Origin of the sequence: Sulfitobacter sp. OXR-159, assembly GCF_034377145.1 — a bacterium.
Lineage (GTDB): Bacteria > Pseudomonadota > Alphaproteobacteria > Rhodobacterales > Rhodobacteraceae > Sulfitobacter.
Genome location: NZ_CP139707.1, coordinates 2609498 through 2631517 on the forward strand (window position 1 = coordinate 2609498; position 22020 = coordinate 2631517).

The 22020-nt window shown below is 57.2% G+C and carries 20 protein-coding genes and 2 pseudogenes; 11 read left to right on the forward strand and 11 right to left on the reverse strand.

Annotation, left to right across the window (positions count from 1 at the left end; genetic code table 11):
* Window positions 1-4: 4 nt before the first annotated feature.
* The 6 genes and pseudogenes from T8A63_RS13405 to T8A63_RS13430 form a co-directional block, all read right to left on the reverse strand.
* Window positions 5-862, reverse strand: coding sequence for an ABC transporter permease (locus tag T8A63_RS13405; RefSeq protein WP_067623229.1), 858 nt, complete (start codon window positions 860-862; stop codon window positions 5-7).
* Window positions 862-1947, reverse strand: a complete 1086-nt coding sequence (locus T8A63_RS13410; RefSeq protein ID WP_322344086.1) for an ABC transporter ATP-binding protein — start codon at window positions 1945-1947, stop codon at window positions 862-864. Before T8A63_RS13410 ends, T8A63_RS13405 begins: the two co-directional genes overlap by 1 nt.
* A gap of 60 nt (window positions 1948-2007) precedes the next feature.
* Window positions 2008-3069: an extracellular solute-binding protein gene (locus T8A63_RS13415; RefSeq protein WP_322344087.1), complete on the reverse strand. Its 1062-nt coding sequence runs from the start codon at window positions 3067-3069 to the stop codon at window positions 2008-2010.
* Between the two features lie 405 nt (window positions 3070-3474).
* Window positions 3475-4755, reverse strand: a pseudogene (locus tag T8A63_RS13420) (TRAP transporter large permease).
* Window positions 4752-5309, reverse strand: a complete 558-nt coding sequence (locus T8A63_RS13425; protein ID WP_067623221.1) for a TRAP transporter small permease — start codon at window positions 5307-5309, stop codon at window positions 4752-4754. Before T8A63_RS13425 ends, T8A63_RS13420 begins: the two are co-directional and overlap by 4 nt.
* Before the next feature lie 59 nt (window positions 5310-5368).
* On the reverse strand, window positions 5369-6349 hold the full coding sequence (locus tag T8A63_RS13430) for a TRAP transporter substrate-binding protein (RefSeq protein WP_067623219.1): 981 nt from the start codon (window positions 6347-6349) through the stop codon (window positions 5369-5371).
* A 244-nt stretch (window positions 6350-6593) separates the two neighbouring features.
* Here T8A63_RS13430 and T8A63_RS13435 point away from each other — a divergent pair, with 244 nt between their 5' ends.
* The 8 genes and pseudogenes from T8A63_RS13435 (at window position 6594) to T8A63_RS13470 (ending at window position 14524) form a co-directional block, all read left to right on the forward strand.
* The gene (locus tag T8A63_RS13435; protein ID WP_067939763.1) at window positions 6594-7769 is read left to right on the forward strand and encodes an L-rhamnonate dehydratase; all 1176 of its coding nucleotides are present in this window, start codon (window positions 6594-6596) and stop codon (window positions 7767-7769) included.
* On the forward strand, window positions 7766-8677 hold the full coding sequence (locus T8A63_RS13440; RefSeq protein WP_322344088.1) for a dihydrodipicolinate synthase family protein: 912 nt from the start codon (window positions 7766-7768) through the stop codon (window positions 8675-8677). The genes T8A63_RS13435 and T8A63_RS13440 overlap by 4 nt, the downstream gene beginning before the upstream one ends.
* Window position 8678: 1 nt before the next feature.
* Complete coding sequence (locus T8A63_RS13445) at window positions 8679-9410, forward strand: GntR family transcriptional regulator (protein WP_067623213.1); 732 nt, start codon at window positions 8679-8681, stop codon at window positions 9408-9410.
* Window positions 9411-9412: 2 nt separating this feature from the next.
* Window positions 9413-10420: a 4-hydroxythreonine-4-phosphate dehydrogenase PdxA gene (locus tag T8A63_RS13450; RefSeq protein WP_322344089.1), complete on the forward strand. Its 1008-nt coding sequence runs from the start codon at window positions 9413-9415 to the stop codon at window positions 10418-10420.
* A pseudogene (locus T8A63_RS13455) lies at window positions 10417-10851 on the forward strand (aldehyde dehydrogenase family protein); the annotation flags it as partial. The gene T8A63_RS13450 and the pseudogene T8A63_RS13455, both read left to right, overlap by 4 nt.
* A 386-nt stretch (window positions 10852-11237) precedes the next feature.
* On the forward strand, window positions 11238-11441 hold the full coding sequence (locus T8A63_RS13460) for a hypothetical protein (protein WP_322344090.1): 204 nt from the start codon (window positions 11238-11240) through the stop codon (window positions 11439-11441).
* 618 nt (window positions 11442-12059) lie between these two features.
* A complete protein-coding gene (locus tag T8A63_RS13465) occupies window positions 12060-13451 on the forward strand; it encodes an SIR2 family protein (RefSeq protein WP_322344091.1) in 1392 nt (463 codons plus the stop codon).
* Window positions 13442-14524 carry a phosphomethylpyrimidine synthase ThiC gene (locus T8A63_RS13470; RefSeq protein ID WP_322344092.1) on the forward strand — a complete coding sequence of 361 codons (1083 nt, stop codon included), beginning with the start codon at window positions 13442-13444 and terminating at the stop codon, window positions 14522-14524. The genes T8A63_RS13465 and T8A63_RS13470 overlap by 10 nt, the downstream gene beginning before the upstream one ends.
* 260 nt (window positions 14525-14784) lie before the next feature.
* Here T8A63_RS13470 and T8A63_RS13475 read toward each other — a convergent pair whose 3' ends face one another.
* The 3 genes from T8A63_RS13475 to T8A63_RS13485 all read right to left on the reverse strand — a co-directional run bounded on the left by T8A63_RS13475 (window position 14785) and on the right by T8A63_RS13485 (window position 16808).
* Window positions 14785-16035: a HipA domain-containing protein gene (locus T8A63_RS13475; RefSeq protein ID WP_322344093.1), complete on the reverse strand. Its 1251-nt coding sequence runs from the start codon at window positions 16033-16035 to the stop codon at window positions 14785-14787.
* Window positions 16035-16400 (reverse strand): helix-turn-helix transcriptional regulator, encoded by a 366-nt coding sequence (locus T8A63_RS13480; RefSeq protein WP_322344094.1) that lies wholly within the window; start codon window positions 16398-16400, stop codon window positions 16035-16037. The genes T8A63_RS13475 and T8A63_RS13480 overlap by 1 nt, the downstream gene beginning before the upstream one ends.
* A gap of 210 nt (window positions 16401-16610) precedes the next feature.
* On the reverse strand, window positions 16611-16808 hold the full coding sequence (locus T8A63_RS13485; RefSeq protein WP_322344095.1) for a hypothetical protein: 198 nt from the start codon (window positions 16806-16808) through the stop codon (window positions 16611-16613).
* Between the two features lie 301 nt (window positions 16809-17109).
* Here T8A63_RS13485 and T8A63_RS13490 point away from each other — a divergent pair, with 301 nt between their 5' ends.
* From T8A63_RS13490 to T8A63_RS13500, 3 genes are all read left to right on the forward strand, one after another.
* Complete coding sequence (locus tag T8A63_RS13490; protein WP_322344096.1) at window positions 17110-17373, forward strand: hypothetical protein; 264 nt, start codon at window positions 17110-17112, stop codon at window positions 17371-17373.
* Window positions 17374-17501: 128 nt separating this feature from the next.
* Complete coding sequence (locus T8A63_RS13495; protein WP_322344097.1) at window positions 17502-17687, forward strand: hypothetical protein; 186 nt, start codon at window positions 17502-17504, stop codon at window positions 17685-17687.
* Between the two features lie 183 nt (window positions 17688-17870).
* Window positions 17871-18914, forward strand: coding sequence for an IS5 family transposase (locus T8A63_RS13500; protein ID WP_174857890.1), 1044 nt, complete (start codon window positions 17871-17873; stop codon window positions 18912-18914).
* A 667-nt stretch (window positions 18915-19581) separates the two neighbouring features.
* Here T8A63_RS13500 and T8A63_RS13505 read toward each other — a convergent pair.
* Both T8A63_RS13505 and T8A63_RS13510 read right to left on the reverse strand, forming a co-directional pair.
* Window positions 19582-20070 (reverse strand): hypothetical protein, encoded by a 489-nt coding sequence (locus tag T8A63_RS13505; RefSeq protein WP_322344098.1) that lies wholly within the window; start codon window positions 20068-20070, stop codon window positions 19582-19584.
* Window positions 20067-21410, reverse strand: a complete 1344-nt coding sequence (locus T8A63_RS13510; protein WP_322344099.1) for an ATP-binding protein — start codon at window positions 21408-21410, stop codon at window positions 20067-20069. Before T8A63_RS13510 ends, T8A63_RS13505 begins: the two co-directional genes overlap by 4 nt.
* Window positions 21411-22020 lie beyond the last annotated feature (610 nt).

The window sequence follows — 22020 nt, forward strand, 5'->3', positions numbered from 1 at the left end:
TGGATCACCCCATCGTTTCCTTGAGGGTCCGGCCCGTGAGCCAGAGCATCCCCCAGACGATCACCGAAGACAGCACCAGAAGCATAAAGCCAAAGGCGGCGCCCAGCTCCCAATTGGAGCGCACGATGAACTGGTTATAGATCATTTCGGTGAACCACAGGCTGTCCTTGCCGCCCAGCATCGTCGGCGTCAGATAGTTGCCCAAGCTCAGCATGAAGACCACGATACAGCCCGACACGATGCCGGGCATGGCGTGGGGGATGATGATCTCACGCAGGACGGAAAGCCCGCTGCCGCCCAGATCATAGCCCGCCTCGATCACACTGTCGTCGAGGCTTTCCAGCGTAGTGACAAGCGGCACTACCATGAAGAGCATGGAGGTATAGACCAGCCCCACCATCATTGTGGCATCTGTATAGAGCATCTCAACTGGGCGATCCGCCAGCCCCACCCATTGCAACAGGTTCGAGACGAGACCGGTCTCACGCAGCAGGATCATCCAGCCGAAAGTACGCACCAATTCAGAGACATAGAACGGGATCAGGCAGAGCAGGAACAACACCTGTTGCAAGCGCCCCTTGGCCATCTTGGCGATGTAATAGGACACCGGAAAGGCGATCAGCAGCGTCAGCGCGGTTGCCAGCACCGACATCACCGCCGTGCGCCAAAAGGTGCGTAGGTAAAGTGGTTCGGTCAACGCCTTTTCATATTGCGCCAGACTGGTTTCATAGACGCCAAAGCTGATCCGCTCGCGCAGGGAAATCAGCAGCATGTCGATATGCGGAATGATGATGAGCAGACCCAGCCACAGCACCAAAGGCGTCAGCAGCAGGTAGAATGTAATGCGGGATTGGCTGCGCATCAGGCGGCCCCAAAGCAGGTCGCCTGCCCCGCGCCCCAGCCGATATGCACCGCATCGCCACGTTTCAGACTTGAGAATTCACCTGATTGCGGCAGCGTGACTTCGAGCGTCTCACCAACATCGTCCTGTACCAACACGCGCGAAGCCGCGCCGTTGAACAGCAGGCTCGTCACAGTGCCCGCCAGTCGATTGTCAAAACCCGAAAGCGCATCGGCGCTGGCGGCAAGACGAATGGATTCAGGCCGCACGAAAATCTCGGCGCGCGCGCCTTGGGCAAGGCCCGTCCCCGTGGCCCGCATCGCCAACCCGCTGTCGGTGCGCAGTTGCAGCGCGTCGCCCTCCACCCGCTCGATCCGGCCCTTCCAGCGGTTCGATTCCCCGATGAAACCCGCGACGAAGGGCGTCTCGGGGCGGTAGTAGAGGTCTTGCCCCCGGCCCACCTGCTCGAACTGGCCGTTGCTCATGACGGCGATCTGGTCAGACATCACCAGCGCTTCGGATTGGTCGTGGGTGATATAGACGAATGTCGTGTCAAAGGCAGCTTGCAGGGCCTTCAGCTCTACCTTCATATGTTCGCGCAGCTTGAGGTCCAGCGCCCCCAGTGGCTCATCCAACAGTAGCACGTCAGGCTCCAGCACCATGCAGCGCGCGATGGCGACCCGTTGTTTCTGCCCGCCCGAAAGCTCATCCGTCTTGCGCGCGCCGATCCCCGGCAGGCCGATCCGGTCGAGCGCCTCATCGACTTTACGCGCGATCTCTCCCTTGGCCATGCCGCGGCGGCGCAACCCGTAGCCGATATTCTCGGCAATCGTCATCATCGGGAAAAGCGCCAGATGTTGGAACACCATGTTCACGGGCCGCTTGTTCGGCGGCGTGTCGAGCACCGATCCGCCCTTGATTCGAATGTCACCGGAGGTCGGGTCAAGAAACCCCGCGATCATCCGCATGATCGTCGTCTTGCCGCAGCCCGAAGGCCCGAGGATGGAGAAGAAACTGCCGGGCGGCACCGTGAAGGAGACGTTGTTAACAGCGGTGGTATCGCCGAACCGCTTAACGAGGTCGACGCATTCCAGATCTGGGGTCATGTGAATTCCGTATAAAGGAGCGACACCCCCGAGATGAGGGTGCCGCCCGATGGTCAGTTATCAGTTGGCAGCTTGGACGCGGTCCAGCACTTCGCCTTCGATGGTTTCCAGACCGGCAGGCACCGGCGGATACCATTTGATGTTGTCGATGGCTTCTTGGGGGAAGCTGGCCTGATACTTGGCTTTCAGGCTGTCTTCGGCAAACTCATCCGCGCCTGCAGAAGCGGTGAAGTTGCCCGCCGCTGCGGTGATCATCGCCGCGATTTCCGGCTGCATGACAAAGTTGATCCACTCATAGGCCACATCATCGGCCTGCCCTTTGGCGGGCAGAACGAAGGTGTCGATCCAGCCCAGAGCGCCCGAGGCCGGGGCCACGAAGGTCAGATCAGCGTTGTCGTCGTTCAGCTTCCAACCGCCGGTGTCCCATGCCATCGACGCGGTCACTTCGCCCGAGCGCAGCAGGTTCATCAGCTCATCACCGCCGCCCCAGTAGGTTTTGACGTTCTCTTTGCATTCGATCAGCTTCTCTTCGACCTTGCCCATGATCTCGGCGTATTTGGCTTCGTCGCCATAGGCGGCAAAGGGGTCTTCGCCCATGGCGAAGGCGAAACCGATCAGGGTCGGACGCTTGAGGCGGTAAGAAACCTTACCCGCCACTTCCGGCGCGCAGAGGTCAGTGTAATCCTTGACCGTCTCACCTGCTTCGGCGGTGTTCATCACCAGACCGGAGGTGCCCCAGACATGCGGCACGCCGTAGACATCACCGTTCACGGTGGTGTTCGCCATGGTCGAGTCGAGCATGGAGGTGATGAATAGCTCTTTGTTCAGCTTGGAGACATCGATCGGTTTGTAGATGCCAAATTCCATCTGCGGGCCCATGATGCGGTCTTGCGATGGCTGAGCGAGGTCAAAACCACCGCCGCCCGTGGCGCGCAGCTTGGCGATCATCTCTTCGTTGTTGGATTTCGTGACTTCGACGGTATGGCCGGTCACTTCTTCGAATTTCGCGACCACGTCCTCAGGTGCGTAGCCGCCCCATGTCAAAAGACGCAGCGTGTCGGCTTGGGCCACGGAGGCGAGCCCCGCCAGCATGGTGCCGGCCAGCAGAATGGTTCGTGTCATGGGAAATCCTCTTTCTAGTGTACTAATTGTCGGCAGAATGCGCGCGTTAGACCATTTGGTCAATTTATACTTCGACGCATTGCGGCCCCTTGTGGCCTGACAATGCAAAACATTTGTGACAGAGGCGGAAAATGCCGTTTGTTTTGGCAGGTTTGCTGCGGCCCTAGGCGCGCCGTGGGCCCGCAGCTTCTGCGGCCTTGTTCACACAAACGCCAAAGCGTCCGGATTGCAAAACAGCCTTGCTGGGGGTCGAAGCCGGGTGCTGCATCTGGGCAAAACCCTTTCAAATATGCAGGCAATCACCGCAGGGATGATGGCCGCGCCGGGAGGCGAAACCATCGTAGTCCCAGCAAAACGCATGCAGTCCCGGGCAGGATCACCCACCCGAGAATGCATTGATCTTGCTCAATCAAGGTAGTGCGTCAGCGCGAGGGAGACTTCGGGCACATAGGTCACCAAGAGCAGGACAAACGCCAGCACGGCAATGAACGGCAAGTTGGTGCGCGAGGTTTCCCAGATGCCCGCGCGGGCGATTGAGCAGGAGGTGATAAGCACCGATGCCACAGGCGGGGTCTGCTGACCGATGGCAAGGTTCAGCGTTACCATGATGCCGAAGTGGATCGGATCAATCCCCACCGCATTGACCAGCGGCATCACCACCGGCACGACCAAGATGATCGCGGCGGCCCCATGCAGGAACATCCCCAAGACCAGCAAGAGCAGGTTCAACAGCGCCAGAACGATCAGCGGGTTCGTGGTGACTTCGGTGATCTGAGCCGCCAAGGTTTGCGGCACCTGCGCTTGGGTCAGGAACAACCCCAAGGCGGCGGAGGTGGACACCAGCAGCATCACCACGCCAGTCTGGCTGACGCCTTCGAGCATGGTCTTGCGGAGCCGCGAGACATCCAGATCACGGTAGATGAACAGCCCGATCACCAAGGCCGCCAAGACCGCAAGCCCCGCCCCTTCGGTGGCGGTGACAAGACCAGAAAAGATACCGCCAAGGATGATGACCGGCATGGTCAAGGCCCAGAACGCCTCTTTGAAGGTCCGGCCCACATGGCCCAGATCAAAGCTCTCGGCACGCGGCAAGTCATAGCGGACGGCCAGCACATAGGTCACCGTCATCAACAGAAAGGCCCCCAAAAGGCCGGGCACGACCCCCGCGACAAAAAGCTTGATCACCGAGGTTTCGGCAATGGCCCCGTAGAGGATCTAGGGGATCGAGGGCGGGATGATGATGGCAAGCGATGCCGAAGAGGACGTAATCGCCGCCGCCAGTGTCCGTGAATAGCCGCGCCGCTTCATCTCGGGGATCAAGACGGTGCCGGTTGCGGCCACATCGGCCACAGCCGAGCCAGAGATCTCGGCAAAGACCATCGAGACGCCGATGTTTACCATACCAAGCCCGCCGCGAATAAAACCGATCAGCGCGGTGACAAAGTTGATCAGCCGCAGAGAGATACCGGAGGTGTTCATCAGATTGCCCGCCAGAATGAACAACGGAATGGCAATCAGCGGAAAGGAGGTCGAGCCGGAATAGAGCTTGATCACCATGTCATAGAAGGCGTCTGGCCCGGAAGTCAGCAGAAAGCCCGCCATAGAGGTCACCCCGATCGCGACGGCGATGGGCACGTTGATCAAGATCAGGGTGATCAGGGCAATGGTGGTGTAAAGGAGGATCATTTGGCGGTGTCCTTTAGGTCGAGCGTGGCGGTTTCGGCCTCGGCAATGGCTTTGTCGATTTCTGCATGTTCGGGATCAATCCCTTGCGCGGCCAAGCGCAGGGCGCGCGGCAGGGTCAACAGGGTGCCGATGATCATCAAGACCGAAGCGATCGGGATCACCGATTGCACGATGTCCAAAGTCATCCAGCGCAAGGACAGCAGTGAATCCCATTTCGCCACCGCCAGGACGGCATTGCCGTAATAAGCTGTGACGGAGAAATAAATGATGACGAGCAGCTCGGAAAATAAAGTCAGCACGATGGCCGCAGATTTCGGCAAGGCGATGACGATGCCCGAAAAGCCCATGTGTTGGCGCATGAACACCGCATAGGCGGCGCCGAAATAGGTGAGCCAAGCCAGCAGGACGCTGGCAATCTCATCGTACCATGCGGGCGATGCACCGAGGTAACGCATGGTGGTCGAATAAACGACCGCTCCCGCCAGTGTCACCAACAGCGCGAGGCAAGCCGTTTCGATTGCCCAAAGAAGTAAACGCTCGATCTTAGCGACCATGCCTGTCTCCTGTTCTAAGCGGCCCCGGCCAGCCCATGCCAACCGGGGCGAAGCTGCGTTTACTTGGCCAGTTCTTGCGCGCGCGAGACGAGCGCTTCGCCCCCCGGCACTTGGCTGGAGAAGGCAGCGTAGATCGGCGCGGAGGCTTCGATAAAGGCGGCCTTGTCAGCCTCATTGACCTCTACCCCCGCTGCGCGGACCTTCTCGACCAATTCACCGTCGGCGGTTTCGCCCTGGTTCAGCGACCAGTCCTGAACGGATGCAGCAACTTCGGTCGCGGCGGTTTTGACCTCATCGGGAAGTTTCGACCAGGTTTCGGCCCCGGTAGTCAGATAGGTAGGTGAATAGACGTGGCCAGTCAGGCTCAGGTAGCCCTGCACCTCTTGGAAATTCGCGCCGACGATATTGGTCAGCGGGTTTTCCTGCCCGTCCATTGTGCCGGTCTGAAGGGCGACGAACACTTCAGAGAAAGACATCGGCGTCGGGTTTGCGCCCCATTCTTTGAACATCGAAACCCGCCATTCAGAAGAGGGCGTGCGGATTTTGAGCCCATCCAAATCGCTGGGGGTGTTGATCGGGCGGGCGTTGTTGGTGATCTGGCGGAAACCGTTTTCCCAAGTAGAAAGCACTTCAAGCCCGGCTTTGCGCGCCAATGGGGCCAAATCGGGCTGCACGATCTCGGCGTCGATTGCTTTTAGGTGCGCGCGATCCTGTACCAAAAACGGCATGTCAAAGAGCGCAAATTCGGGCGCAATGTTGGCCATGATGGAAGAGATCAGCGTGAAATCCACGGTGCCCAGACGCAGCTTTTGCATCAGTTCCTTTTCGTTGCCGAGCTGTGCATCGGCATAGAATTCCACCGTGTGGGCGTCGCCCAGTTGCTCTTGCAGTTGTTCGGCAAAGCGTGCGGCGCTTTTGCCCTGCAGGCTGTTCGACGCCGCACCCACGGCCACCACATAGGTGTCCGCGGCCACGGGTGTCACAAGTGCAAAGGTCGCCGCAGCCAGACTGGCGCTCAGGCTCTTTGTAAGGGTTTTCATCGTATCTCCTCCGTTGGTTAAGAAAGTTCTGCCGCATCCATTGCACCTTTGCCTATCGGGAAATGAGCCACGAACGCACGGCAGCTTGTGCAGTCGTTGATTTTTCATTTCTTCCCCTCCGTAATTTGGCGCTCTATAATTTTGGCATTCCAAAGTTCCAATATGATGCTAAGAGTGATGTCAACATGATTCGTCTTCGGAAGTGTCCGGCAGAACGAGAAACAGCGAAAAAAGAGAGGCCCTGATGACTAAGATCAAATCCGTCCGCACCCGTGTCTGGAACTGGAAAGGGCCGACCGTGCCCCCCTCGGGGAATTTCTGCACCAATGCGTCGGATGCCCTTTGGATTAAGGGCGATGCCATGGCGAGCTTTCGTTTTCACCAGTGGCTGACCTGCGAGATCGAGACTGAAGACGGCACGATCGGCATCGGCAATGCAGCCTTGGCACCGACGCTGGTGAAACAGGCGATCGACGAATGGTTCGCCCCGCTGGTCGTCGGCGAAGACCCCTTCGACTACGCCTATCTGTGGGAGAAAATGTACCGCCGCAGCCACGCTTGGGGCCGCAAGGGGATCGGGATGACCGCGATCTCGGCCGTCGACATCGCGATCTGGGATCTGATGGGCAAACTGGTCGACAAACCCGTGTTCAAACTCTTGGGCGGGCGCACCAAAGAGAAAATCCCGGTCTACTATTCCAAGCTTTACGCGGGGTCTGTCGAAAGCATGCAGGCCGAAGCGGAAGAGGCGATGCAGCACGGCTACACCGGCTTTAAAACGCGGTTTGGCTTTGGCCCGAAGGACGGCATGGCAGGCATGCGCGAGAACCTCAAAAGGGTCGAAGCGCTGCGCGAGGTGATCGGCTATGACAAAGACCTGATGCTCGAATGCTATATGGGTTGGAACCTCGACTACGCCAAGCGGATGCTGCCCAAACTGGCGAAATACGAGCCGCGCTGGCTCGAAGAGCCGGTGATCGCCGATGATGTGGCAGGCTATGCCGAGTTGAACGCCATGGGGATCGTCCCAATCTCGGGCGGCGAACATGAATACAGCGTGATCGGTTGCGCCGAACTGATCAATCGCCGCGCGGTCAGTGTGCTGCAATATGACACCAACCGCGTCGGCGGCATCACGGCGGCGCAAAAGATCAACGCCATCGCCGAGGCGGCGCAGATCCCGGTCATCCCACATGCCGGGCAGATGCATAACTATCACCTGACCATGGCCAATATTAACTGTCCGATGTCCGAATACTTCCCGGTCTTCGATGTCGAGGTCGGCAATGAGTTGTTCTACTATATCTTCGAAGGCGACCCGGAGGCGCAGGGCGGGTTCTTGCAGCTTGACGACGACAAACCCGGCCTCGGCATCACCATCTCCGACAAGCATCATTCCAATTTCGAGATCACAGAATGACCAAATACTCCGGCATCTGGCCCGTCGCCCCTACCCCGTTCAACGATGACGGCACGGTCGACTATGAGGGCATGAAACGTGTGATCGACTGTATGGTCGATCAGGGCAGCGATGGCATCTGCATCCTCGCCAACTTCTCTGAACAGTTCCTGATCACCGATGAGGAACGCCGCCTTTTGACCGAGGTCTCGCTTAAGCATATGGCGGGGCGCCTGCCCGTCATCGTCACCATCAGCCATTACGCCACCCAAATCGCGGTGGCCCGCGCGCAGCACGCGAAAGACCACGGCGCCGCGATGGTCATGATGATACCCCCCTACCATGGCGCATTGCTGAAGGGCTCGGCGGAACAGAGCTTTGAGCAGTTTGCCCAAGTGGGCGAAGTCGGCATCCCGATCATGGTGCAAGACGCGCCGCTTTCGGGGGTGGACCTACCGGTCCCTCTGCTGGTGCGCATGGCGCGCGAAATCGAAGAGGTGCGTCTGTTCAAGATCGAATGTCCGCAGGCCGCAACCAAGCTGCGTGACCTGATCGCGGCAGGTGGCGACGCCATCGAAGGCCCTTTCGACGGCGAAGAGGCGATCACGCTGCTCGCTGATCTCGAAGCCGGGGCCACTGGCGCCATGACCAGCGCGATAATCCCCGACCAGATCAAGCCGGTGATTGACCATTTCGCCGCTGGCGACCTCCGGGCCGCGACCGATGCCTATGCCCGCGTCTTGCCCGCAGTGAACCATGAAAACCGTCAATGCGGCTTTCGGTCTGCCAAAGCGGCGATGGTCGAAGGCGGCGTGATCCGCTCGGAATTCTGTCGTCACCCGATTGCCCCATTGCATCCTCAGACACGAGAGTCCCTACTCCGCTTGATCCGGCCGCTTGAGCCGGTGGTGCTGAGCTGGGGAAAATGACATGAGCAAGAAGACCGACATCACGGACCTCGACACGGGCGAGCTTGCCCTCGCGCGGCCCCGCGCCACATTGGTAGAGGTCACCGCCGACAAGCTGCGCGAGTTGATTTTGCTAGAGAAACTGCCCGCCGGGGCGCATATCTCGGAGCGTGATCTGGCCGCTGCCTTGGGCATCAGCCGCACCCCCCTGACCCGTGCTTTGACCATTCTCGAACAGGACGGGTTGATCGAATATTCGGTCACCCGTCGCCCGCAAGTGGCCAACCCCCGGCTGGATGAGATCGAACAAAACCTGATAGTTATGGGCGCGCTCGAAGCCTTGGCCGGGGAGTTGGCCTGCGCCTGCATCACCGATGCCGAGATCGCTCAAGTGGCCGAGTATCAGCGCCAGATTGAGGCAGGAGACAGCACGCTTTCCCCACTGGAATCCTTTCGCCTCGATATGCAGATGCACGAAGCGATCGTGCAGGCAAGCCGCAATGCCCCGCTGATCGATACGCATCTTAAGTTTAATGCGCGGCTGTGGCGGGCGCGGTTTCAATCCTCGCAACGTCGCTCGGGCCGCGGCCAGACCCTGGCCGAACACCGCGCCATCGTCGACGCCCTGTCGCGGCGCGACGCCAAAGCCACATCCGAGGCGCTGCGTCATCACCTCGTCTCGGCCGTCACCAATACCAAAAACGCTTTGCAAGAAGACGGCAAAGCCAAGGACCACAATACAGAAACGGAGTGAACATGACCCCAAGAATTGGTGTTATCCCCGGTGACCCCAGCGGCATCGGGCCGGAACTTGTCGCCCGGCTGCTGGCCGATGATTGCTGCGATCAGGCGCAAATCCTGCTGATCGGCGACCGTCATGTCTTTGAGATGGGGCAGCGCCAAGCCGGGTGCGACCACGCGATGACGGCGGTGGATGCGGCGACACAGGATTGGACGGCGCATGCGCCAATCGCCCTGCATGAGATGGAAACCATCGCGGCCGAGGATGTCGTCATTGGGCAAAGCACCGAAGCCTCGGGCCGGTCCACGCTACGGGTCCTCGACCAAGCGCTCGCCTTTGTGCAGGAGGGGGTGATCGACGCGATTGTCTTCGCCCCGTTCAACAAGGCCTCGATGCATATGGCCGGGATCGGGCATTCCGATGAGTTGCATTACATCGCCGAAAAGCTCGGCGTGACCAACTATATTTCCGAACTCAACACACTCGACGATATGTGGACCAGCCGGGTCACCAGCCATATCGCCCTGCGGGACGTGGCCGACGCGATCACCCCCGACCGCATCCAAGAAGCCACCCGCCTGATCGACCGCACCCTGCGGCAAGCCGGTCACGCGCGGCCCCGCATCGCCGTTGCAGCGCTCAACCCCCATGCCGGGGACGGCGGCAACTTTGGCCGAGAGGAAATCGACGTGATCGAACCCGCGGTGCGTCGCATGGCAGGCGGGCAGATGGCTGTCACCGGCCCCCTGCCCTCAGACACCGTCTTTCTCAAGGTCACGAAAGGCGAGATCGACGCCGTGGTCACGATGTATCACGACCAAGGCCAGATCGCCCTTAAACTGCTGGGATTTGACCGTGGCGTGACCGTTCAAGGCGGGCTGCCGGTGCCCGTCACCACCCCGGCGCATGGCACGGCATTTGACATCGCAGGCCAAGGTACAGCCGACCTCGGTGCCACCCGTGCCGCTTTCGAGATTGCCTGCAAGATGGTCAGAAATTCGCAAAAGGAGACAGCAGCATGAGCTTCACCCCGCATGGTAAACATTTGATCGCCGGCACATGGGTCGGCGCTGAGCAGACCTTCCCCTCCGAACCCGCCAGCGGTCCGGCGCATGATTTCAGCGTCGGGACAACGGCGCTCGTCGATCAGGCCTGCGAAGCGGCCGAGGCTGCGTTCTGGTCCTACGGCTATAGCACCCGCGAGGCGCGGGCCGCATTCCTCAACACCATCGCCGACGAAATCGAAGCCCGCGCCGAGGCGATCACCGATATCGGCACGCGCGAAACCGGCCTACCCGAAGCGCGGCTGAACGGTAAACGCGGGCGCACCACTGGGCAGCTGAGGCTTTTTGCCGATCATATTCTAAAGGGCGACTACCTTGATACGCGGGTCGACCCAGCCCTGCCCGACCGGCAGCCCCTGCCCCGCCCGGAGCTGCGCATGGTCCAGCGAGGTGCCTGAGGGCATTACCCAGCACGAATTCGAGCGCCGGTCTGTCTGTAAGTGCGGCACAGGCTGGCCGCAGGTGGCGCGGTTTCCTCGAAAGAAATCGACATCGATGTGATAAGCTTACTTGAGGGAGACAACATGAAACCCAAGGTGCCCAGATATTCGTTCCAGGAACGCGCAGCTGAGAAAGCCGCCGCGCGCGAACGCGATGAAGAACTACTTCGCTCTGGTCAGGTTTCACACGCTGATATGGCGCGCACTAACGGCGGTTCCGTCCGAGGGGCGCGTTACAAGGGCCCATCAAAGCGCATTCAGGCACTCGCTGCGTCCCTGCCGTCAGAGGACGATAGCGTTTAAGTTGCCAATGGCACGTATGTGAGAAGAAATGCATGACCAAAACCGGGCGCGACACGCTGAACTTGCGCGATGCAGGTCATAGCCCCGAAGACACAGCACATCACACTGGCATCGCATTGCCCGAAGTGCGCGACCTGCAATGTCATGACGATAAAGAGGAGGATGCCGAGCTTGATGCGCACTGCTATGCGCTGAAGAGCGAAATGCCGATCAAGGTCGGTATCTACAATATCTGAAGGATCACCAACACGAGGATTATGAAATCGCAACTGCGCCAACTTATGCCAACCATTTGCATTTCGTGGTGCAACTCGCGGCCGGCCTCGTGGACATGACTCTATGTCTGACCAAGGCTGAAGGTCGGCTTGGCGGGTCTTTCCTGCTGTTAGATGCAGAGGCAAAATTTTCGCTGCGGCTGCGAAGCCCTCTGGAACAAAGGCGGATTGTGTTAAAAAACTCTACTACAGCGCGCCGAAGCCAAATTCGGCAAGACAAGATTCCAAACTATGGGAATCCCGGCGGCACCCGGAGATGCAATTCGCTCGTCGGAGAACAGCTTCCTACTTTTAAGAGACTTGCAGTTGCAGCAAATAGCTTTTCAACACAATCGGCGGAAAGGGCTTTCGCTGCACTCGTCACAACGATCAATAAAGGGTTCAATAGCGGCTCTTCGCATTGGCTGCCTGGTGGTCTCGCCCTTCGATGCGCTCGGGAGGAGCGGTGCCATAATTTACCCTTTTGGGAGTTGCCTCATTTTCCTTCTGCGGTGAGTTTCTGCCCGTTAGAATTATCGCTGGCATATGCCGCTCGCCAAGGGCATCTTTGTCGTTGGCAAATCTATGGGGAATTAGTTCATGGCGACAGATGTATCTCAGCCGGTCGAACTTGAACGACTTGTGAAATATTTTTCGCGCGAGGCCTTTTTCGGCAATGCAGCTTGGTTCGTTGGCGCTGGTGCTTCTCGCCCCTCGAAAGTGGCTGGTTGGGTCGAACTTCTTGGGCCTCTTGGGGCTGATCTGGGTATAACAGTCGGGGGCGAAGATGATCTGCCTGCCATTGCACAGTATTATATAAATCGGATGTCCGGCAATCGCGGACCGCTTATCCAGCACCTCAAACGTGTCTTGGATGTATCTGCCGCGCCGAGCGTCTATCACCATGAACTTGCGCGCAGCAATGTCTCTACAATCTGGACGACCAATTACGACCGCCTCATCGAAGATGCACTAAACTTGGCCGGTCTTAGCACGCGTGTCCGTGCACGAGATGGCGACATGGCCGAGTTGGGTCTTTTCGATGGTGTGGAAGTCATCAAGGCGCATGGTTCGTTCGGTGTTTCGAAGCCTCATGAGTTCGTAATCGCAAAGGAGGATTACGAAGATTTCTCTCATAAAAAACCGGCAACTGTTGAGCGGTTACGGAGCGACCTACTTCGGAAGTGCTTCCTGTTTATCGGTTACGGTTATAGCGATTCAAATATCCAATCCGTTCTGCTTGAGGCGCGAAGACTGGCAGGGCGCGCTGGACACTCCCATATCATGCTGTCCGTTGAAGAGGATCCTGCAAACCCGGAGAAAGCGCAGCGGCAGAGATTGTGGCAGGCGGATCTTAGACGTATCGGTATTGAATGCGTTCTAATGCCGAATTTCTCCGATATAGAGAGTGTGGTCAAACAGGTAACACTGCAATCACGCGGGCCGACGGTATACGTTACGGGAGGGCATGAAACCTCGAGCGAGCTCGCGAAAGAAGTCGGCGCGCTTTTCGCGGCTCCAGAATCCGAACGTGTGATTATGCTCGATGGCCAGTCCGCTGGAGTTAGTCGAGATCTGCTCTTCGAATTTCAGGGAAAATGCGTTACCAACAAGATAGATTTAAACAAGCGGATACGTTTCTTTCCCAATCCCTACGCGTCAAATAGAAGTTTCTCGAACGACCGCGCACTTCTACCCATGCTGAAGGATCTGAGGAGACCGATGTTGCGTAAGGCGCACACGGTTCTTGTCTTCGACGGTGGTATGGGGACTGACGCCGAGGTCGAGATTGCACAGGAACTGGGCTGCCGTATCATTCCAGTGCCAACGAAGCCCGAAGGGCTGGCAGCTCGATTGCTGCATTCTGACAAGATGTTGAAGAATGCACTTAACGCTCGTTCGCCGGGTTTTGTTGCGAAAGCTGAAAAATTCCAGCTCACCGCTCAGGATGTCATCGAATGCGTTCTTGCGGAATTGCCGTCATGGCATTGAACGCGACGATACCCGGCCCTCGGGGTCCCGTTCGGGTTGGCAGTGCTCAGCCGGTGCGCGTCATGGCCCTGATTGGCAGCACCAGTCGCCGCGATCAGATGAACGAAGAGGAGAAGATAAACCGACTTTGCGGTATGAACGATGCTCCAGATGTCATCTCCGATCTCAGCCTTCGGGTTTCTGCCAAACCGCTTTGGCGGCGGATTGTCGAGGCGGGGATGCCCGCGGCTACTTTACCAATCTACACGGTCGAACGAGCCGATATGCGCGTTGATCGTTCCGAACTTTTGGACCGAGCGCTTGAGCAGATCGAGGGCGGGGTTGGGATGATCACGATTCACCCAACTGCGGCCCAAGACATCATCGATGTGGCTCGCGCAGACCGGAATGTATCCTGGACTTCGCGTGGCGGCGGGATCGTCATCAGAGATCTACTCTCCCGAGGATCAACCAGCAACGCATATATGGACATCGTCCCCGATCTCATTCCCGCCGCAAGACGTTTGGGTGCAACAATCAGTATAGGGTCGACATTCCGATCTGCTACCATCCTTGACGCGAATGATAGAGCGCAAAGGTTGGAGTTTTTAGCACAAATCGACCTCGCGCGCCAAATTGCCGCCGATGGCTGCTCGGTAATGATCGAAGGACCTGGCCATGCGGCACCCGGCGCGATCCGTGAACTTGCAGAGCAGATGCTTCAAGCAGGGTGCCCGATTATGCCGCTTGGCCCCATTCCTACGGATCTGGCCATAGGGCAGGATCATATTTCCGCGGCAATCGGTTCGACGCTCCTTGGGCTTGAGGGTGCCGCACATATGATCGCTGCCGTAACAAGGGAGGAGCATACTGGAGGTGTGCCGGATATCGAGGCGACGATCGAGGCGATTCAGGCTACTCGCGTCGCTGCCCGTGTCATCGATCTACATAGGCACGGTCCAGGTGCAGAAGATTTCAGAGTTGTTCGCGAAAGAACAAAACATGGAACGTGTGTTGCCGGACGGCAGACCCCCGGATGTTCCCGCTGCGGTAACGCATGCCCGCTCGAAAGCCGATCGAACGGGGTTGGATAAGATCACGTTCAGGCTTTGTTGCGCAAACGCAAGTGGCACGGGATACCGCCCCTTCTAATGGCCGCTTTGGGGAACACCGCAAACACCATGAGCTCCGATCCAGCGGCTGCTCTGGACCGACCACGTAGAGCCCGACCATGCTGCAAGCGCGAAGCAGTCTGCCGTCAGAGCGGTCATTATGAGGTCAGAGCGGATGTAACGCCTCAAGGCTCTGAAACGCTCAACCGTGGCGAAGCCACCGGGAGATTGACGACCGTGGATCAAAGGCTGAGAGCCTTCTCTGCCTCGCCATGTTCGAAGGCGTCTGCGAGAGATTTCAGATCTTCTCCACCAATACCGAATTGCCGCATGAGAGGTCTCCACCGGTTGGCGATGAGGGAGGCCATTTCGCGTGCCCGCTTGCGCGCCTCGTTCTCCGATAGATCGAAGAACTCTGCAGCGGCCACCGCAAGATCGAGTGACGCCTCAAACGGCTCTCCTTCAATGATCGCCGTCTGGAGATAGCGATGGCGTCCCGCCTGTGGGTTCACATCAAAGAGCGGAGAGAGTCGCCAAAGGCCGTTGTCGGCATAGATGAATCCGTGGTTCTTCAGGTGATCATCCGTGTTGGTGACAAGGGCATTGAAGGCCATTCGCGCCCAAAGCTCATGCAGATCTGCCCGCGTAGCCTTACTGATCATCCGGATCGCCTCTGCGATCTCTGTATAGGAGCCTTGCTCCGCTCCGGATCGATTAAGAGCTGTGCGCGCAGAAAAGTAAGGGACACGCCTCCCCGCCCGCCGATCGAAGCGCTTGATCAGGGCCACTGGATGGTCAGAGTTTTCCAGCACCAGTCGCGCGTCGGGCGCACGCAGGCCGCATTCCCGCGCCAACTGTAGCGTCGCGACCTCGATGCGCTCCACAGGGATCTGGTCCCCCAGGGACGAGAACTTAGCAATCCAGAGCGCGTCTCGGTCCTGCACAGTTGCCTTCGGTCGGGCGCCGCCAATCGAGCCGCCGGCGCCTGCAATCAGGCGTAATTCCTCGTTCGACACCTCGCGTCGCTGCTGGACCCTGATCGCAATGTCCCTAAGTTCGTCAAGCTGATCGAGGTTCTGCACCGGTGCGCGATGTCCACTAATGATTCCTCCGCCTTCTTCAGTGAACCGAAGTGCACCCTGACGCGTCGCATCATCCAACAGGGCAAGCATGTCGAATTCGCTGAGATCGGCGCCGTGAACACGCGCCATCAAGAGACGCCCCCATGCATCAGGCGTTGCATCCTGAAGGACGGAAGGCAGGCTGTCGCGCTGAACGCCTGTGGATGCCTTAGACACATAGGAGGGCGTTAATCCGAGTGGCAGCTGAGGTGCGTTCGCGAAGGCACGCGCATCGTTCTGCCAGCTCTCAAAATATTGAAATTCGGAATGATGGCGGCGCGACCCTTGGGTGAACCGCAGCTTACCGACTGGCAAGAGTGCGCTTCCAAGGCAGACATGGGTGAACTTCTGTTCCGGGGTGCCCGGGGCCATCAGAAGCCTGCGCCTTCATCATCACCGCCGGCCTCATGGCGGCTATCCGGAGCTCGTGCGCCGCCGCGCTTTACATAGGATATCCCCCGCTTGGGAATCGCGTCGACTGCGAGGGACAGGCCCACAGCATCCTCTTCTATTCGTAGGATCTCCGCGAGTGCATCGGGCTCGCCGAGCGCCGCAAGCACCCCGGCCAGTTTCCCGATGCCCACACCAGCATCGCCCCGCTCCAGACGCTGGATCGTCTTTTCTGACACGCCTGCGCGTTCGGCGAGATCGAGCATGGCAAGACGACGCGCGAGGCGCGCTTGTTTGATGTTACGGCCAAGGTTTACCAAAGCCCTCTGGGCACGAAGATTCGTCATTAGCGGTCTTAAATAGCTGATAAAAGAGATTTACTGGTCATATGTGACCTATTAACCGATGAACTTCAACTAACAAGGTCGGAGCTGGCCGATGTGTTCGGCGTATCGTTGCAAGATGTCGACGAGTTCTTGTCGCCGTCGGTATCCGAAACGCCACAGCGGGTGAGGTATTTTCAGAGATTATTACCACTACGGCGCCGCGGGCAGGGTCTACTCTCCAAGCCCGTTCTTGGCCTCGGGAAGGTCTTTGTCATAAACAAGGTTCCCGTCCTCATCGAGGCCAACTCCAAGCCCAAGGCGCCGCAGTCGTTCGAAAAACGCTTCCTCATCGGGCCCAGGCTGGCCCATCTTCTCTATAAACCATTCCTCCCACTCGGGGTCTGATTCATCCGGTTTTGGGCCTGTCATCCCAATGCTCCTACTCTGCTGAACCGAGTCTATCACAAAATTGACGCTAAAACCGGCCGGCGCTAAATCTGCCCGAGTGCCGCCTTAGCTCAGTTGGTTTAAGCGCTTGATTGTGGGTCAAGGGTTCGCAAAATCGAGATCAACGGATGCCGCCCCCCCTTCTGCGACATAAGTGCTACATTGGCTGTAACGCACAGGAGAGGGTATGTTAACGTGTCATTCGATGCGGCTGAGTTGCGGGACCCAAGAGATCATAACGCGAAAGAACGCCGACCATGCGATCTGGGAAAGAAGATAAAGGATGGTGCACGTCGCATCGAAAATTCTCGGAACGGTGAACGCACCCTATGGTGCGAACCTATCCGCTTATCAGCTTGCCGCCGCAATCTCTGACATTGAGGCCGCTCAGTCTGCCATGGGGCCGGCCTTCTCCCTCTTCTCTGAAGTCTCCCCGCAGCTTCAGCTGTCCTTCGTGTCAGAGATGGGACTGCCCCATGACAAGGTGCGGCGGGTCGCGAAGCACTTTCAGACGCTTTGCCCGTTCCCGTTGCCACTCGCTAAGTAGCAGCGGGTCTTCGTAACAAGCGAAAGGAACCCTGTAAGAAACGCGTGGTTCGTTATGCTCTGCGACAGAACCGTGCTATATGCTGTGTTGTTCAGTGTGAACCTGGGCGACGGCTCAAAGGAGGGAAAATGGCTACTTTTGACATCATCGTGTCGATCGCGTCGGTCGTTCTGGCTGCCGTGACCATCGCCTATATGGCCTACTTGGCTCGGGTGAGCGGCCGAGATCGACCCCACGATCCGGAGCGCCTGCGCCGGTTTATTGCGAATGCGCCATACAACCTCGACGGTGAAAGACATAGCCAAAAAAGATGATCGGCTTTGTTGCAACCAATCATTCTCCTCGGAGGTCATCTTGACGGCAGAGATACCTGCTGCTTACGGATAGCTTATCCAGGCAAGAAGATCTCAGACTCAGTAATGGGCACCTCTAAAAATTGCCCCAACCCCGGTGCTGCGTTATCTTTGATGGGACGAACCGGCACAGGGGAGACGGCAATGACGCAGATGGGTTTCTTTGATCTTTCCGACCGCTATGCGAGCCTTGACGCGAAGAAGGACCCATTGGTTGAGATCGATGCGGTCGTGCCGTGGGAGGAGTTTCGTTCTATTTTGGATGAGGTTTGGCGCAAGCCTGATGCGGAGCGCAAGTCGCGCGCAGGCCGCAAGCCGATGGACACTGTGCTGATGTTCAAGACGCTGGTGCTGAGCGCACTCTACAACCTGTCGGACGATCAGATCGAATATCAGGTCCGTGACCGGCTGTCCTTTATGAGGTTTCTGGGACTTAGCCTTGCGGACCGGGTGCCGGATGCAAAGACGGTGTGGCTGTATCGCGATGCGCTGGCGCAGGCGGGCAAGGTGGAAGAGCTGTTTCGTCAATTTGACGGGTATTTGGCGCGGCAGGGGTATATCGCTCGGGGTGGGCAAATTCTTGATGCCTCTATTGTGGCGGTGCCGCGCAATCACAACACGCGCGACGAGAACGCGTCAATCAAGAAGGGCGAGAACCCCGAGCATTGGGAAAACAAGCCCGCCAAGCGCAGCCAGAAGGACGTGGACGCGCGCTGGACGAAAAAGCACGGCAAGAGCCATTACGGCTACAAGAACCATGTGAACGTCGACCGAAAGCACAAGCTGGTCCGGCGCTATCACGTCAGCGATGCCGCGCTGCATGACAGTCAAGCGGTGGATCACCTGCTGATGCGAGGCAATACCGGCTCCGGTGTGTGGGCGGATGCGGCCTATCGGTCCGAGGAGACGGAGGCGAAATTGCGCGCGCGGAAGCTGAAAAGTCACATCCACCGTAAGGGGAAACGCGGCAAACCTCTCACAGATCAGGCCAAGGGCAGCAATCGGACCAAATCCACCGTTCGGGTCCGGGTGGAACATGTATTCGGCGCACAGACCAACGACATGGGTGGCACCCTTGTGCGTAGCATTGGTCTGGTGCGAGCCAAGGCTAGGATCGGGATGAAGAACCTCGCATATAACATGCGACGCCTCGTTCAACTGCGCCGCATCAACCCGTGTCCGGCGTGAATACCGGGCGATCCAAGAACCGATCACGCGTCAAAGCATGACAAACAAGGCTTGAAGGCCGCAATACAGCGGTTGCGAGGCTCTGCCAATTGCCAGACGAAAGCCACGATCCTGCTTCAGGCCGCCCGCGCCGCCAAACTACCAAAAATTGTTCAAAAATCGAGGTGCCCTAATGCCAAGTCTCTTCCAGGCATTCGAGCCGAGTGGGGTTTGAAATAGGAACTTTCCATATTCCCTTACGATAGTGACTTTCAACCCAAAAGGTCCCCCCAGGAAACGAAAAGGCCTTTTGGTGACTGGATGACGTGGAATGAAACTCTTTGGGCACAATCCATCAAGAACCTTATCAGTCAGTGAATTTTTTTAAATAGAAGCACGATTATGTCCTCGTTGCCGCCTCGGACACTCGACGCAATCGATATCTGCTACGAGCCCGACTGACCGCCTCGTGCGTGTATGCGCGCCCCTGTAGCGGACAGCCCATAGCTGCCGTCCGTCCCCGACGCAGCATGACGCCATAAAGCGACATGTAGAGCGGAAAGTGGATATCCGCTTGGGCCTGGACCGCCAGGCGGACTCTTCAGATAAATATCCAGTTATTTCGATTGGGAATGGCGGAGTGTCGTGCGCCCCGTCACGTATCTCTTAAAGCGTTTAATGAAGAAGCCTATATATCAGGTTCGCTGCGAAATGCGCGAAGATCGACATCTAACGACCAGATGCCGACAATACGAGAAGGATTTTGAGAAACAGTTCGCTCCCACTCCATAATAATAGAATGATCCGCCAAGCTTGTTCCTTCGTTTGGCTTTTCTTCAGATTTGTTTCTCATCGCAGCATCCGGAAACGCCTCAAGCCATTTATGAAACTCATTTCGATCTGGAAAGTGGGTGGCCCTAAAAGGGACTTCGCCATTAAGTGCCATATTAACTTGATCCGCCAGAACTCGTGCGAATTCGCGCCTCCGCGCCCCAGAGCTCAATCGTGAAATGTGATTGCCAGACTCCCATATGGTTGCCATAGGCAAGAGAAAGTGATCGCCGCGTTTAATTCTTGCCTCAAATTCGTTGAATACATCTTCTCGATCCTGATTCAGTCCAGGAACATTTATGACGTTGAGGAAAATCGTCGTATCGATAAGGACAACTTCGCTCATGTTGATTGACGCACCTTCTTCAGCCAGCCAAGTGCGGAATCTTTCCTGTCTTCGCGCGTTTGGGTGATTTTCGCATATCTATCAAGCAACCCCGAAGTCAAAAGCCCTCCGAGTGAGTCCTGCGCGACGATTTCAGGGTATGATGCACTGTCGGATAGTCTCATGATTTTGCTCGAGCCGTCGTCGTTACTTCTATAACAAAATAAAACGTCTGGAATACTCTCATCTGGAAGAGCGTCCAGTAACGCGGGGTTGTGAGTCGACATTAGCACGCGGAGTTGTCTCGCTTCAGCAATCCTTCGAATACTTCTGAGAAGGTGCTGTGCCCGACTTGGATGGACACCGTTGTCGATTTCCTCGATTACAACCATTGTGCCGACAGGAGCTGAAAGCAGCGCTGCCGCGATAGAAAGAACACGCAAAGTTCCATCCGAGAGAAGAGAAGCATCATAGCGTTTCAACTGACCGCCAAAACTCTCAGTTAGCGATACCATGACTCCCCCCCGAGGTTCCTTGATAAAGCTGATTCCTTCTATGTTTTGTTCCGGAAGGCTTTGTATAAGGCTAAGCAACTCTGGTGCCGCCTCGTTTCCTTCCATGATGTCCGAGAAATCGCTTAGCTCAACTTCTTCTTCCGGCTGACCACACAAATCATAGAGAACTGCGGAAAGGTTTACTCCATCACCTCGTAGCTTTTCGCCCGCAGGAAAAGAATAATTCCGCATAAGCTGCGGATTCGGGTCTAAGAAAAGTATATTTGAAAGAAGTTCTTCAAGAACCCTCGAAACGGAAGGAATTTCTCTTCGGGACTTCCTGTGATTTACTGAGATTGATGCGGGTGTGACCAACTGAGAAAAAATTGGAAACTGGTCGATACAGGTAATGTGCGGCTTCTTCCCTCCCCTCGCAAAATTGTTGTAGGCCACTCCTACATCAGTGCCCCGGCCCGAAGACGGTTGATCTAAAGTATATAAAGGAACACTCTCGAAAGGCGAAGTCACTGCTTCCGAAAGGATGTGAAGACCATCTTCACGAAGTTCAATCTCAATATTCCATTCTTTCCAGAGGGCACCCGAGAAAGAGCAAGAAAAACCGAATCTATCGGCTCCCTCATTGGGTAAATTTCTGGCGGTGCCCCTGACAACTTGCTCACCGCTGTTTACGTTGTATTGGATAGCGGAGAGGCGCTGTCCCTGCGCGAGCCAAGACATGAGACGAAGCCCCTCGATAGCATTACTCTTTCCGGACGCGTTTGCTCCAATCAAGACGCTGAGTGGTGCGAGAGGTAGGTTGCCCTCCCGGTAGCTCTTGAACGACTTTAAGCCGAATGATTGCAGCATTTTTTATCCAGTATTCTTGCAGACGTGAACCAGCCAAGTTGCTGAGAAGCAGCGCTCGTCGACACTCATATTTTCGATATCATGGGCCTAAACTACTGGCAACTTATGAACAATTTCTCTGATCTTCAGGAAATCGCAGTCGAGTATGACGTTGACATCATTTCCGCGAAAATTCCAGTTTGTTTGGGCTTCCATAAGCCGCTTAGCTTGATCTTCCACTACGTCTTGTCTGAATGTCTGAACCGGAATCTGCAGGCTGCGGGGCCAAAGTTGTTACTCGGGCTACATCGACTTCCTGCGCATCGATGCTGGTCATCCAAAGCGCGGCGAAGTTCGGCCTACCGCCCTTCATCCCAAAGACCTCCGCACCCGCAGCGAAATCTGAGCTTCCGCAGCGAACGGCAGGACAGTCGGCATTGCAGGCCTCGGCGCTTGGCGCAAAGAATGTCCGCAGTCCGCCGGTTCCGCCCCGAGGTTTTAGCAACCCCTGAGGAAAATTAACTTCCACAGCGAACGGTTGAGCGCCTGGGCAGGTTCACAAAAATGCGGCCACCGGCGTTTCAAATAGACTATGAGCGCCGCCCCGTCGGCGGACGACCGGCGAAGGATA